Here is a 13,155-nt window from a genome sequence, read left to right as displayed (position 1 = left end):
CCCGCAGTCAACACATGCGCTCGCGCCACCCAAACTCCTTCGACCGGTCCGTACCGTGATCAACGATCACTTGCACGGACCGGTCGAACCCGCCGCCGGATCCTGACGCAAACTTCTTGATCACCGGGCGGAGCGGGGCCGGAGCGGGGCCGGAGCGGGGCCGGGTGGGGGTGGGGTGGGGGGTTAGGGGAGGTGGGTGGTGGCTTGGCGGCCGGCTGCTGCTGCTGCCAGGAAGTAGGCGTGGTCGGCGTCCAGGGGGCGGCCCATGGTGGACAGGGGGACGGGGCTGGCGCGCAGCGCGGCGTCGAGGCCGGCGGTGGACACCTTCACGATCCGGTGGCGGGCCGCCAGCGGCGCCAGGGCCGCGTCGACCTCGGCCGCCAGGGCCGGGTCCAGGTCGTCGGGCACCACCAGCTCCGCCGGGGCGAGCGCCACCCGGCCGTACGCGGTGAGGCTGTGGTGCGACACGCCGTTGTGCCGGGGGCGGGGGTCGGCCTCGGAGATGCGCAGCGAGCCGACCGGCCGCCCGCCGAGCGTGGCGATCGCGTTGACCGCCTCACCGACGGCGACGCCGGAGAATCCCCACCGGGTGCCGGTGCCCAGGTTGCCGGGGCCCTGCGCCACGATCGCCACGTCGGCGCGCAGCACGTGGCGGGCGGCGAGCAGACCGCCGTGCAGGGTGGTGGCCTCCAGGTCGCCGCCGAACGCCTGCCCGACGGTGATCGTTCCGGCCAACTCGTCGCGCAGCCCGGCCAGGGTGCGGGAGAACCAGGCCGGCAGCGCCCCACCGTCGGTGAGCAGGTACGCGACCCGCGCCCCCGGAGCGTCGGCCCGGATGCCGGCCAGGATCGCCGGCAACGCCGAGTGCAGGTCGGCGGTGACCACGGGCATTCCGCCCAGGTCGTCGGCGTCGGCCAGCACGGCCCGGTGCGGGGACGCCTCCTCGTCGACGCCGAGCAGGATCGGCTGCAACGGCGTGTAGCGGGCCTTGACGAGATGCCCGGCGTCGCGGGTGTCGCCGGCGTCCGGCGGGTCCGGGGGCAGCCGGTCCGGCACCGCCACCACGAGGGCGTACCCGCCGGTGCCCAGCCCCATCAGCAGCGCGCCGGCGTTGAGCACCACCCGGTCGCCGGGCTCGGGCGTGCCGACCAGCTCGGGATAGGCCAGCGCCCGCATGCGCGTGCCGTCGGGCAGGTCGACGTCGAGTTCCACCGCCCCGGTCCACTGCCGTCGCAGCGCCGCCACCGTCCCCGTACGCCATCGCACCATGACGGGCACGCTAGCCGCGCGGGCGCGGCGGAGCGCGACCGGGTGCGATCAGGCCGGCGAGTCGCCGGGGTCGACGGCCTGGGTGTGCCGGGCGTTTCCGGTGGCCCCGGGCTGTGAGCGGGTCGGGTCGAGGAAGACGAACCGGATCTCCGGGTACCGCTCGGTGAGCCGCCGCTCGGCCTCGTCGGCGGTGGCCTCGATCTGCGCGCCGGTGGCGTCGTCGCGGAAGTCGACCTTCGCGGCGACGAGGATGTCGTCCGGGCCGAGCTGCATGGTCAGCAGGGTGTCGATGCGTTCCACCTCGGGCAGTTCGGCCAGCTCCTGCTCGATCTCCCGGCGCAGCCGCTCCGGGACGGCCCGGCCGACCAGCAGTGACAGGTTGTTGCCGGCGAGGATCCCGGCGACGGTCAGCAGCAGCAGGCCGATGAGGATCGACGCGACGCCGTCCCACACCTCGTCGCCGGTGGCGTGCGACAGGCCGACGCCGAGGCCCGCGAGCACCAGGCCGATCAGGGCCGCGCTGTCCTCCAGGAAGACGGCCTTGACGGTGGTGTCGGCGGTGAGCCGCAGGAACCGTCGCGGGGTGGTCTGCCAGCGCTCGGACTCGCGCCGGACCTGCCGGACGGCCCGCGCCAGCGAGATCGACTCGATGACGAACGAGACCGCCAGCACGATGTACGAGACGAGGTAGTCGCCGCTGTGCTCGTGCACGAGGATCGTGGTGACGCCGTGGGTGACGGCGAAACCGGCGCCGGCCACGAAGGTGAACATCGCGGCGAAGAACGCCCAGACGTAGCTCTCCTTGCCGTACCCGAAGGGGTGCCGTTTGTCGGCCGGCCGGGCCCCCCTGCGCAGCGCCTGGAACAGCAGCACCTCGGTGGTGGTGTCGGCGACCGAGTGCGCCGCCTCGGACAGCATCGCGGCCGACCCCGAGATCAGCCCGGCGACCAGCTTGGCGACCGCGATGGCGAGGTTGGCGACGCCCGCGACGACCACGGTGCCGACGCTCTCGCTCTCGGTCTTCATCCCGGCTTGCGACATGAGGGCAACCCTATGGCGGTGAGCGGCGGCGCGCCGGGGGAGGACCCGATCCGAACAAGTGTGCGGCACGCCCCGCGTGGGTGCACGATGCGGGCGCGTCGGCTGCTAGCGTCTACCGCGTGTCGCGGACCCGCACCGAACGCCTGGTCAACCTGGTGATCTGCCTGCTGTCCACGCGACGGTTCCTGACCGCCGCGCAGATCGCCGCGACCGTGCCCGGCTACGAGCACGATCCCGACGACGCGCGCGACCACGAGGCGTTCCAGCGCAAGTTCGAGCGGGACAAGGCCGAGCTGCGCGAGTTGGGCGTCCCACTGGAGACCGGCACGGCCAGCGTCTTCGACGCCGAGCCCGGCTACCGCATCGCCCACCGCGAATACGCGCTGCCCGACATCCCCCTCGAACCGGACGAGGCCGCCGCCGTCGGCATCGCCGCCCGCCTGTGGCAGCACGCCGGGCTGGCCGCCGCCGCGTCCTCCGGGCTGGCCAAGCTGCGCGCCGCCGGGGTGGACGTCGACCCGCAGGCCACCCTCGGCCTGGAGCCGATGGTCACCGTCGACCCCGCGTTCGCGCCGCTGACCGCCGCCGCCCGGGACCGCCGGGAGGTGGGCTTCGACTACCGGGTACCCGACCGGGACGCCCCCAGCCGCCGCCGGCTCCAACCGTGGGGCGTGGTCTGCTGGCGGGGCCGGTGGTACGTGGTCGGCCACGACCTGGACCGGGACGCCACCCGCTGCTTCCGGCTCTCCCGGGTGGTCGGCTCGGTCCGGGTGACCGGCGCGTCCGGCGCCTACGAGCCGCCGCTGGGAGAAGACCTGATCAGTCACGTGGCCCGCTGGTCCGGGCCGGTGGAGCGGACCGGCCGGGCGACCGTGCTGGCCGCGCCCGGCCGGGCCGCCGGCCTGCGTCGCTGGGCGGTCGAGGTGACCGCCGGGCCGGACGGCGACCACCTGGTCCTGCCGTACGCCGACCCGGACGGTCTGGCCGGCCACCTGGTCGGGTACGGGCCGGACGTACGCGTGCTCGACCCACCGGAGGTCCGCGAGGCGGTCATCCAGCGGCTCAAGGAGATCGCGGTCCGCCACGACGAGCTGGCGGTCTCCGGGGGTGCCCGGTGACCCGCCCGGCCGCCCGTGGCGGTTCCAAGACCTCAGCGGATCGGCTGGCGCGCCTGCTCAACCTGGTGCCCTATCTGCTGGCCCGACCGGGCATCGAGGTCGCCGAGGCGGCCGGTGACCTGGGTGTCACCGAACGGCAGCTCCGCGAGGACCTGGAGCTGCTGTGGGTGTGCGGGCTGCCCGGGTACGGCCCCGGCGATCTGATCGACATGGCGTTCGACGGCGACCGGGTGACCATCACGTACGACGCCGGCATCGACCGGCCGCTGCGACTCACCCCCGACGAGGCCCTCGCGCTCGTGGTGGCGCTGCGGATGCTCGCCGAGACTCCCGGCGTCGCCAACCGGGACGCCATCGAACGGGCCCTCGCCAAGATCGAGGACGCCGCCGGTGACCTGGTGGGCGCGCCGGTAGCGGTCCGGCTGCCGGGCGACACCCGGCGGGTCGAGGCGCTGCGCGCCGCCGTGGAGGGCGGCCGGGCGCTGCGGATCACCTACTACACGGCGGCCCGGGACGAGACCACCGAGCGGGTCGTCGACCCGCTGCGGATGCTGATGGTCGGCGGCCGGGCGTACGTGGAGGCGTGGTGCCGGCGCGCGGAGGCGGTGCGGCTGTTCCGCGCCGACCGGATCGACGCGATCACCGAGCTGGACGAGCCGGCCGCCGTGCCGCCGCAGGCCGTCCCGCACGACCGCACCGAGGGGGTCTTCCGGCCGTCGCCCGACCTGCCGCTGATCACCCTGCGGATCGGGCGCGGCGAACGGTGGATCACCGAGTACTACCCGTGCGAGCGGGTCGAGGCCGGCGACGGTGACCAGTGGCTCGTCTCGCTGCGCGTGACCGACCTGGGGTGGGCACGACGGTTCGTGCTCGGCCTCGGCCCGGACGTCACCGTGGTCGCTCCCGTCGAGCTGGCCGAGCAGGTCCGGGCGACCGCGTCCGCCGCGCTCGACGCCTACGCGGTGCCCGCGCCGGTGACGCGGCTGCCCGACGACGACCGCGCGGCCCCGGCCCCCGGCGCGCCGTCGGGCGATCCGGCGGTGGCGGGCCGCACCCAGTAGGCTGGCCGGCGTGCTGATCTGGATCGTGCTCGCGCTGGTGCTGCTCCCGCTCGTGGCGCTCGCGTTGGCCGTGCGCCCGGTGCTGGCCCGGCTGCCCAAGCTGCGCCGTGCCGCCGAGGCGTTGCAGCGCCGGGCCGGGGAGGCGGAGGCGCTGCGGGAGACCGCGGAGGCGTTGCAGCAGCGCGCCGAGGGCGTCCAACGCCAGCTCGACACCGCGCAGCAGCGCCTTGAGCTGATCAAGGCCAAGCGGGGCTGACCGCGCCGTCGGCCCATGTGGTTGACGGATCATCGCGCGTTGGTCAAGACTTCACCGGCCGGGCCGGACCACCACCACCCGGCGGGTGGCATCGGACCGATCCGCACGTACGATGGGCTGCGTACCACCCCCCGGACACAGAGCGACTGGAGCTTCTCATGGGTGCCCTCAAGCCGTGGCACATCGCCGTTCTCGTGGTTGTGCTGATCCTGCTCTTCGGTGCGAAGCGGCTTCCCGACGCGGCCCGCTCGCTGGGTCGCTCGCTGCGGATCATCAAGGCCGAGACCAAGAGCCTGCAGGACGACGACCGCGACCTCGCCGAGAAGGCCGACGCGCAGGCCGGCTACCAGCCGCTGCCGCCGCACGCGGGGCAGCAGGCGCCGTACGCCGGGCAGCCGCAGCAGCCGCCGTACCAGCAGCCGCCGGCGCAGCAGCCGGTCGTCGACCCGGTGCACCGCGTCCGCGACAACTGACCGAAGGGCCTTCGCACCGTGGCCTTCGCCCTGCGTAAGCGCGGCCCGAGCACGTTCGAGCGGGCCGCCGACGGCTCGATGACGCTCATCGAGCACGTCCGTGAGCTGCGTAACCGTCTCTTCCGCGCCTCGCTGGCGATCATGATCGGCTTCGGCTTCGGTATCTGGCTGGCGGAGCCGGTCCGGGTGCTGCTGTCGAAGCCGTACTGCGATCTGCCCGGGTCGGTCGACCCGGAGACCCAGAAGTGCCTGTTCGTCCAGCTCGGTCCGGCGGACGTCTTCCTGCTGAATCTGAAGATCGGCCTGTGGGTGGGCCTGATCATCGCGGCGCCGATCTGGCTCTACCAGCTCTGGGCGTTCATCGCGCCCGGGCTGCACCGGCACGAGCGGCGCTACGCGTACGCGTTCACGGCCCTGGCGGCGCCGCTGTTCGCCGCCGGCGCGGTGTTGGCCTTCTTCGTCACCGCCAAGGGCCTCGAGTTCCTGATGAACGTGTCCGGCGACGACATCTCGACCACGCTGGAAGTCACCCGGTACATCTCCTTCGTCACCAACCTGATCCTGCTGTTCGGGGTGGCGTTCGAGTTCCCGCTGGTCGTGCTGATGCTCAACTTCGTCGGTCTGGCCAGCGCGAAGCGGCTGCTGAGCTGGTGGCGGGTGGCGATCTTCGTGTTCTTCGCGTTCTCCGCCGTGGTCACCCCCACCCCCGACCCGTTCGGGATGACCGCCCTGGCGGTCTGCCTCTCCGCGCTCTACTTCGGCGCGGTGGGCATCGCGTTCATCAACGACCGGCGGCGGGGTCGCGGCAAGGAGGTCTACGCCGGTCTCGACGACGACGAGGTCTCGCCGCTGGAGTTCGACCCGGACCCGGTCGTGGCCGGGCAGCGGGTCGACGCGACCGCGCCGATCGGCGCTCCGGAGCCGATCGCGAAGCCGGCGCCGATCGAACGCCGTTACGACGACATGACCTGACGGCCCCGCGCCGCCAGAGTCAGCCGACGCCGTCCCCGCCACCTGGGGGCGGCGTCGCTGCGTCCGCCGTCGACGAATCGAGCCGCCCGGTGGGCTGGGAGCGCTACCTCCGCACGATGAACATCAGATGTACGACGAGTACGGTGCTGGCCGTGACCGTGAAAGAGTTTCGGCCCGGACCGGCGGGGGACGCCGCGTCGGCCGCTGGCCCGGTGGCCGTGCTCGCCAACCCGACGGCCGGCCGGGGACGGCGGCGGGCCCTGCTGCCCCGGCTGCTGGACGGGCTGTCCGCCGCCGGCCGGCCGGTGACGGTGCTGTCGGCCGCCACCCCCGATGAGGCGGAGGTGGCCTGTCGGACGGCGGTCGCCGAGGGCGCGGGCGCGCTGGTCGCGATCGGCGGGGACGGCACCGTGCACCGGGCGCTGCAAGCCGTGGCCGGCACCGACATCCCGTTCGGACCGGTGCCCGCCGGCACCGGCAACGACTTCGCGATCGACACCGGCTTTCCCGCCGATCCCGTCGCCGCCGTGGAGGTGATCGTCGAGGCGCTGCGCGCCGGCCGGAGCAGTCCCGTCGACCTGGCCCGGATGACGGGCGTCGACGGCGCGGAGCGCTGGTACGGGGCCGTCCTCGCGGCGGGCTTCGACGCGATCGTCAACGAGCGGGCCAACCGGATGCGGTGGCCGCGCGGCCCCCGCCGGTACGACCTGGCGATCCTCGTCGAGATGGCCCGCCTGAAGCCGCGGCGCTACACGATGCGCCTCGACGGGGTGCTCCACGAGATGGACTCGGTGCTGGTGGCGGTGGGCAACTGCCCGTCGTACGGCGGTGGGATGCGGATCTGCCCCGACGCCGACCCGACCGACGGGCTGTTGGACGTGGTGGTGGCCGGCCGGGCCGACCGGCGCACGATGATCCGGGTGAAGCCGCACATCTACCAGGGCACCCACGTCGAGCACCCGGTGGTGAGCAGCTACCGGGCCCGTACGGTGGAGTTGGCGGCCGACGGGATCGTCACGTACGCCGACGGGGAACGCTCGCTCAGCCTCCCGGTGTCGATCACCGCGGTGCCCGGGGCCCTGCGACTGCTGCGCTGACCCGGACGGCTCCGATGCTGGCGGCGATGACCAGCACGATGGCGACACACTCCGACACGGTCAGCGCCTGGCGCAGCACCAGCCAGCCGGCGAGGGTGGCGACGGCCGGGCCGAGACTCATCAGCACCGCGAACGTCGACGTGGGCATCCGGCGCAGCGCCAGCAGTTCCAGGGTGTACGGCAGGCCGGAGGCGAGCACCGCGAGGGCCGCTCCGAACGCGAGCACCTGCGGGTCGAGCAGGACGGCGCCGCCGTCGGCGATGCCCAGCGGCAGGGTGACCAGCGCGGCCAGGGTGAGCGCGAGGGCGAGCCCGTCCGCGCCGGGGAACCGGCCACCGACGCGGGCGCTGAGCACGATGTACGCGGCCCACATCGTGCCCGCGCCGAACGCGAACGCCACCCCGGCCGGGTTGAGCCGGTCGAAGCCGCCCTGCCCCAGCAGCGCCACTCCGGCCAGCGCAAGCCCCGCCCAGCACCAGCTCGCCAGCCGGCGGGCGGTGAACACGGACAGCGCCAGCGGACCGAGCACCTCAAGCGTCACCGTCGGTCCGAGCGGGATGCGTTCGATGGCCTGGTAGAACAGCGAGTTCATGCCGGCCAGGGCCAGCCCGAACGCGCCGACGGCGAGCCAGGCCGAGCGGTCGTGCCCGCGCAGTCGCGGCCGGCACACGACGAGCAGCAACGCCGCCGAGATCGTCAGCCGCAGGGTGACCGCCCCGGCCACGCCGGTACGCGGAAAGAGCAGCGCGGCGACGGCGGAGCCGAACTGGACCGAGAGCGCCCCGCCGAGCACCAGCCCCACGGCGAGGACACCACCGTGCCGCTGCGGGGGCGCGTCGGTCGGTGTCGACGCAGGCAGGAGGGTGTCCGTCACGCCCCTGACGCTAGGCGGTGTGCGCGCGGGACGCGCGGGCGGCCTCGACGCGGATCAGCCCGGGGATCAGGAGGGCAGGGCCAGGTCCAGGACCGCGCCCAGCCCGTTCTCCCGGCCCGGCTCGGCGGCCGGCAGCACCAGCACCGCGCAGCCGGCGGCCACCGCGCCCGCGTCGGCCGGGCTGTCGCCGACCATCAGCGTCTGCTCCGGGTCGACGCCCAGCATGCCGCAGGCACGCCAGAAGATCGCCGGGTCGGGCTTGCAGCGCCCCACCTCGTACGACAGCACGAACGCGTCGACGAGGTCGGTCAACCCCCAGGCCTCGAAGTGCGGGCGCAGGTCGAAGCCGATGTTGCTGACCACCGCGATGCGTACGCCGGCGTCGCGCAGCGCGGCCAGCGTGGGGGCCGTGTCCGGGTAGGGCACCCAGCCCTCGGCGAGGAGCAGCCGCTCGTAGAGCGCGTCGGCCAAGCCCTCGATGCCGGCGTCCACGGTCTCGGCCAGCCCCGTGTACGCGCCCCGGTGGGCGTGCGGGTAGAGGTCCCGGTCGGCCCACAGCTCGGCCAGCCGGGGCGGAACCCGGGCCGGTAGCGGGCCACCCGCGCGGCCGGCGGTCAGCAGGCGGTCGGCCAGCGAGGTGGCGCGGACCCGGTCCAGGGTGACCCCGCACGCCGCCGCGGCCTCCAGCACCCACTGCCGAGGCTCCTCCACCTGGGCCAGGGTGCCGTGGAAGTCGAAGAGCACCGACTTCACGGGCCGTCGGGACGTCCGGCGGGCGGTGGAGTCGGCGGCGCTGCCCGGCGGAGTGGTCTGGGGCGGTTCGGCATGGTCCGGCACGCCGTGCACCCTACCGACCCTCGCCGACAGCCCTGCCGGACGGCCTTGTGGGGTGCACTGTGCCGGCACGCACTAATCTTGGTGCCATGTCGAGCCCCGCCGAGCGGTACGCCGCGGCGCGCCGCCGGGCCGCGCAGGCCTCCGAGTTTCCGGCGCTGGACGAGTTCGCCCTGGACCTGGGGTTCGACCTCGACGACTTCCAGCGCGAGGCGTGTCAGTCGTTGGAGCGGGGCAGCGGTGTGCTGGTGTGCGCCCCGACCGGCGCCGGCAAGACCGTGGTCGGCGAGTTCGCCGTACACCTGGCTCTGCGGGGGCGGCCCGACGACCCGCCGGCGGCCGGCGGCGCGACGGCGCCGGCGACCCGGCGCAAGTGCTTCTACACGACGCCGATCAAGGCGCTGTCCAACCAGAAGTACCACGACCTCGTCGCCCGGTACGGCGCCGAGCAGGTCGGTCTGTTGACCGGCGACAACGCGATCAACGGCGACGCGCCCGTGGTGGTGATGACCACCGAGGTGCTGCGCAACATGCTCTACGCGGGCTCCAGCACGTTGCAGGGGCTCGCCTACGTGGTGATGGACGAGGTGCACTACCTCGCCGACCGGTTCCGCGGCGGCGTGTGGGAAGAGGTGATCATCCACCTGCCGGAGTCGGTCACCCTGGTCTCGTTGTCGGCGACCGTGTCGAACGCCGAGGAGTTCGCCGACTGGCTGGTCACCGTGCGCGGCGAGACCGCCGTGGTGGTCAGCGAGCACCGGCCGGTGCCGCTGTGGCAGCACATGCTGGTCGGCAAGCGGATGTTCGACCTGTTCCACGACGCCGACGCCGCCCGCAAGCACGACGTGCACCCGGAGCTGCTGCGCTACACCCGCGACACGATGCGTCGCCTGGAGCTGGGCGAGGGGCGCAGCGCCGGCCCGGGCTCCGGACGCCGAGGGCCCCGCTGGCGCGGCCCGATCCGCCCGGACATCGTGGACCGGCTGGACCGGGAGGGTCTGCTGCCGGCCATCCTGTTCATCTTCAGCCGCGCGGGCTGCGCCGCCGCCGTGCAGCAGTGCCTGGCCGCCGGGCTGCGGCTCACCTCGCCCGACGAGCGCGCCGAGATCCGCCGGGTGGTCGAGTCCCGGGTCACCGCCATCCCCGGCGAGGACCTGACGGTGCTGGGCTACTGGGAGTGGCTGGACGGCCTGGAGCGCGGCCTCGCCGCCCACCACGCCGGCATGCTGCCGGTGTTCAAGGAGGTCGTCGAGGAGCTGTTCGTCCGGGGCCTGGTCAAGGCGGTCTTCGCCACCGAGACCCTCGCGCTGGGCATCAACATGCCGGCCCGCTGTGTGGTCCTGGAACGCCTCGTAAAGTACAACGGCGAGGCGCACGTCGACCTGACCCCGGGGGAGTACACCCAGCTCACCGGCCGCGCCGGCCGACGCGGCATCGACGTCGAGGGGCACGCCGTGGTGGTGTGGTCCCCGGAGACCGACCCGCGCCACGTGGCCGGGCTCGCCTCCACCCGCACCTATCCGCTGCGGTCCAGCTTCCGGCCGTCGTACAACATGGCGGTGAACCTGGTCGGCTCGGTCGGCGCGGAGCCCGCGCGGGCGCTGCTGGAGTCCTCGTTCGCCCAGTTCCAGGCCGACCGGTCGGTGGTCGGCCTGGCGCGGCAGGTGCAGCGCAACACCGAGACCATCGAGGCGTACGGCGCGGAGGCCGCCTGCCACCACGGCGACTTCGACGAGTACTTCGCGCTGCGGGTGGCGATCGCCGACCGGGAGAAGGCCATCGCCCGGCAGGGGCAGACCCAGCGCAAGGCCGCGGCCGTGGCGTCGCTGGAGCGGCTGCGCATCGGCGACGTGATCCGCGTGCCGTCGGGCCGGCGGGCCGGCCTGGCCGTCGTGCTGGACCCGGCGACCGGTGGATTCGGCGAACCCCGTCCGCTGGTGCTCACCCAGGACCGCTGGGCGGGGCGGGTCAGCCCGGGCGACTTCACCACGCCGGCCGAGGTGCTGGCCCGCATCCGGGTGCCCAAGCACTTCAACCACCGTTCGCCGGCGGCCCGGCGGGACCTTGCCGCCGAGGTCAGCGGCACCGGTTTGGACCGGCACGGTGGCCGCCGTGGTGGCCGGTCCCGGCAGACGCCGGGCGAGGACCACCGGCTCAGCCAGCTCCGTACCGAGCTGCGTAACCACCCCTGTCACGCCTGCCCGGAGCGGGAGGAGCACGCCCGCTGGGCGGAGCGCCGACGCCGTCTCGAACGGGACACCGACGAGCTGCGCGAGCGGGTGTCCGGGCGTACCGGGTCCCTCGCCCGGACGTTCGACCGGATCGTCGCGCTGCTGACCGAACGTGGTTACCTCGGCCGCGACGGCGCGGTCACCGACGCCGGTCGGATGCTCGGCCGGATCTGGACCGAGGCGGATCTGCTCGTCGCCGAGTGCCTGCGTCGACGCGTGTGGGACGGGCTCTCCCCGGCCGAGCTGGCCGCCGCGGTGTCCGTGGTGGTCTTCGAGGCGCGCCGCGACGTCGACGAGCGGGCGTCCCTGCCGCGCGGCCCGGTCTCCGACGCCGTGGACGAGACGCTGAAGCTGTGGGGCGAGATCGAAGCCGACGAGGCCGCCCGTGGGCTGACCGCGACCCGCGAGCCGGATCTGGGCTTCGCCTGGCCGGTCTACCGGTGGGCCCGGGGCGAGGCCCTGGCGAAGGTGCTCGGCAGCGGGCACGAGATCGACGGCGAGATGCCGGCCGGCGACTTCGTCCGGTGGGCGCGGCAGGTGGTCGACCTTCTTGGTCAACTTTCCGACTCCGGCGGCGCGTCGCCGGAGCTACGTTCCACAGCCCGGCAGGCGATAGCGGCCATCAACCGGGGAGTGCTGGCGTACCACACCTCGGCCTGATGATCACTTTCGGTCAACCGTGCCGGTGAATCGACGCATCGGACGGTCACCGTGACGGCACCCCGCGAATAGCCCGAGGGTGCTATTGCGCCTGCTCGGAGCACCCCTGATCATTGCCCGGGCGCTGTGCGTACGCGCCGGTAACGAGTGGGGAGAGACATGGCCGTGGCGGACATCAATCACTTTGAGTACGGGTGGATCACGCCCGCGCTGAGCTACGCGCTGTCGGTGCTCGGATCCGTCCTGGGGCTCGTCTGCGCCGGCCGTATCCGCACGGCCCGTAACGCCCGCCAGCGCGCCTGGTGGGGCCTGTTGGCCGCCTGGGCCCTCGGCGGCACCGCCATCTGGGCGATGCACTTCATGGCCATGCTCGGCTTCGCCGTCGACGGCACCCGCATCCGGTACGACGTGCCACTGACCGCCGCCAGCACCGCCATCGCGGTGGTCGCCGTCGGCATCGGCCTGGCGATCGTCGGCACCGGCCGGCTGAACCCGGTACGCCTCATCGCCGGCGGCGTCTTCACCGGCGCCGGGGTCGCCGCCATGCACTACACCGGCATGGCGGCGATGCGCCTCAACGGCAGCCTCGGCTACGACCCCATCCGGGTCATCCTCTCCGTGGTCATCGCCATCGTCGCCGCGACCGTGGCCCTGTGGCTGGCGATGACCGTCAAGCGCGGCCTGGCGATCTTCGCCTCCGCGCTGGTCATGGGCGTCGCGGTGAACGGCATGCACTTCACCGGCATGAGCGCCCTCTCGGTGCACCTGCACGAACGCTCGGGCGGAGTGACCGGTGCCGGGGTGAGTGCCCTGCTGGTGCCGATCGTCGTGGCGGTGATCTTCGGCGTGGTCGGGCTGCTCTACGCCCTGCTCGCCGCCCCCACCGACGACGACCTGGCCGCCGCCGCGTACCTGGACGCGCGCCGGACCCCGGCGCCCGCCCAGGTCACGCCGGAGACCGCCCCGGATCCGGTCGGGCTGCGCGCCCGCTCCACCCTCGGGACGCCCGGCACCCCGTTCCCCTCCCGCCGGGACAATCCGCCGCGCTGACGCTCCCCGGCGCTGTCGGGCGGCGCCGGGGCGGCTTTGAGGTCCTGACTCTGCTGATCACGACGAACAGCGCCATCGCATCGGTGATGGCCTGCAGATCTTGGACAGTTTCCGTTCGGAGCTGACTGTGGTGTCCCGAGACATGTGTCAAGGGGAAGTCCCGATAGATGTGTCATGGGTTGGTGATCAAGCTGTTCGGGTGAGGGTGGTGTAGGTCTG

General features: G+C 73.6%; 12 protein-coding genes. 8 read left to right on the top strand and 4 right to left on the bottom strand.

The features are described from left to right. Positions 1–183 precede the first annotated feature (183 nt). Positions 184–1,269: a DUF3866 family protein gene (locus ACIA3K_RS31620; protein WP_396805525.1), complete on the bottom strand. Its 1,086-nt coding sequence runs from the start codon at positions 1,267–1,269 to the stop codon at positions 184–186. A 48-nt stretch (positions 1,270–1,317) separates the two neighbouring features. Next, a complete protein-coding gene (locus tag ACIA3K_RS31615) occupies positions 1,318–2,310 on the bottom strand; it encodes a cation diffusion facilitator family transporter (RefSeq protein ID WP_396805523.1) in 993 nt (330 codons plus the stop codon). 119 nt (positions 2,311–2,429) lie between these two features. On the opposite strand from ACIA3K_RS31615, the gene ACIA3K_RS31610 reads away from it, so the two are divergent. The 6 genes from ACIA3K_RS31610 (at position 2,430) to ACIA3K_RS31585 (ending at position 7,287) form a co-directional block, all read left to right on the top strand. Further along, the gene (locus tag ACIA3K_RS31610) at positions 2,430–3,428 is read left to right on the top strand and encodes a helix-turn-helix transcriptional regulator (RefSeq protein ID WP_396805521.1); all 999 of its coding nucleotides are present in this window, start codon (positions 2,430–2,432) and stop codon (positions 3,426–3,428) included. After that, positions 3,425–4,489: a helix-turn-helix transcriptional regulator gene (locus ACIA3K_RS31605; protein ID WP_396805520.1), complete on the top strand. Its 1,065-nt coding sequence runs from the start codon at positions 3,425–3,427 to the stop codon at positions 4,487–4,489. The genes ACIA3K_RS31610 and ACIA3K_RS31605 overlap by 4 nt, the downstream gene beginning before the upstream one ends. Before the next feature lie 10 nt (positions 4,490–4,499). Then, positions 4,500–4,745, top strand: coding sequence for a hypothetical protein (locus ACIA3K_RS31600; protein WP_357119219.1), 246 nt, complete (start codon positions 4,500–4,502; stop codon positions 4,743–4,745). 158 nt (positions 4,746–4,903) lie between these two features. Then, on the top strand, positions 4,904–5,218 hold the full coding sequence (gene tatA / locus ACIA3K_RS31595; RefSeq protein ID WP_355053036.1) for a Sec-independent protein translocase subunit TatA: 315 nt from the start codon (positions 4,904–4,906) through the stop codon (positions 5,216–5,218). A gap of 18 nt (positions 5,219–5,236) precedes the next feature. Continuing rightward, the gene (gene tatC / locus ACIA3K_RS31590) at positions 5,237–6,190 is read left to right on the top strand and encodes a twin-arginine translocase subunit TatC (protein WP_396805518.1); all 954 of its coding nucleotides are present in this window, start codon (positions 5,237–5,239) and stop codon (positions 6,188–6,190) included. A 143-nt stretch (positions 6,191–6,333) separates the two neighbouring features. Next, positions 6,334–7,287: a diacylglycerol kinase gene (locus ACIA3K_RS31585; RefSeq protein ID WP_396805516.1), complete on the top strand. Its 954-nt coding sequence runs from the start codon at positions 6,334–6,336 to the stop codon at positions 7,285–7,287. Here ACIA3K_RS31585 and ACIA3K_RS31580 read toward each other — a convergent pair. Next, positions 7,250–8,161: an EamA family transporter gene (locus ACIA3K_RS31580; RefSeq protein ID WP_396805514.1), complete on the bottom strand. Its 912-nt coding sequence runs from the start codon at positions 8,159–8,161 to the stop codon at positions 7,250–7,252. The genes ACIA3K_RS31585 and ACIA3K_RS31580 overlap by 38 nt on opposite strands. A 66-nt stretch (positions 8,162–8,227) precedes the next feature. Then, positions 8,228–8,998: an HAD family hydrolase gene (locus tag ACIA3K_RS31575; protein WP_396805512.1), complete on the bottom strand. Its 771-nt coding sequence runs from the start codon at positions 8,996–8,998 to the stop codon at positions 8,228–8,230. Positions 8,999–9,084: 86 nt separating this feature from the next. Here ACIA3K_RS31575 and ACIA3K_RS31570 point away from each other — a divergent pair, with 86 nt between their 5' ends. After that, positions 9,085–11,886: a DEAD/DEAH box helicase gene (locus tag ACIA3K_RS31570; RefSeq protein WP_396805510.1), complete on the top strand. Its 2,802-nt coding sequence runs from the start codon at positions 9,085–9,087 to the stop codon at positions 11,884–11,886. Positions 11,887–12,051: 165 nt separating this feature from the next. Continuing rightward, positions 12,052–12,936, top strand: a complete 885-nt coding sequence (locus ACIA3K_RS31565; protein WP_396805508.1) for an MHYT domain-containing protein — start codon at positions 12,052–12,054, stop codon at positions 12,934–12,936. Positions 12,937–13,155: the final 219 nt, after the last annotated feature.

The sequence above is a fragment of the Micromonospora sp. NPDC051543 genome (genome assembly GCF_044454415.1).
Classification (GTDB): Bacteria; Actinomycetota; Actinomycetes; order Mycobacteriales; family Micromonosporaceae; genus Micromonospora.
Note: the sequence above shows the minus strand (reverse complement) of the source record. Positions and strands in the feature narration are given on the sequence as shown.

Excerpts from the sequence above, each read along its gene's own strand:
- ACIA3K_RS31620 (WP_396805525.1), bottom strand. The coding sequence starts at position 1,269 with ATGGTGCGATGGCGTACGGGGACGGTGGCGGCGCTGCGACGGCAGTGG.
- ACIA3K_RS31615 (WP_396805523.1), bottom strand. The coding sequence starts at position 2,310 with ATGTCGCAAGCCGGGATGAAGACCGAGAGCGAGAGCGTCGGCACCGTG.
- tatA (WP_355053036.1), top strand. The coding sequence starts at position 4,904 with ATGGGTGCCCTCAAGCCGTGGCACATCGCCGTTCTCGTGGTTGTGCTG.
- ACIA3K_RS31570 (WP_396805510.1), top strand. The coding sequence starts at position 9,085 with ATGTCGAGCCCCGCCGAGCGGTACGCCGCGGCGCGCCGCCGGGCCGCG.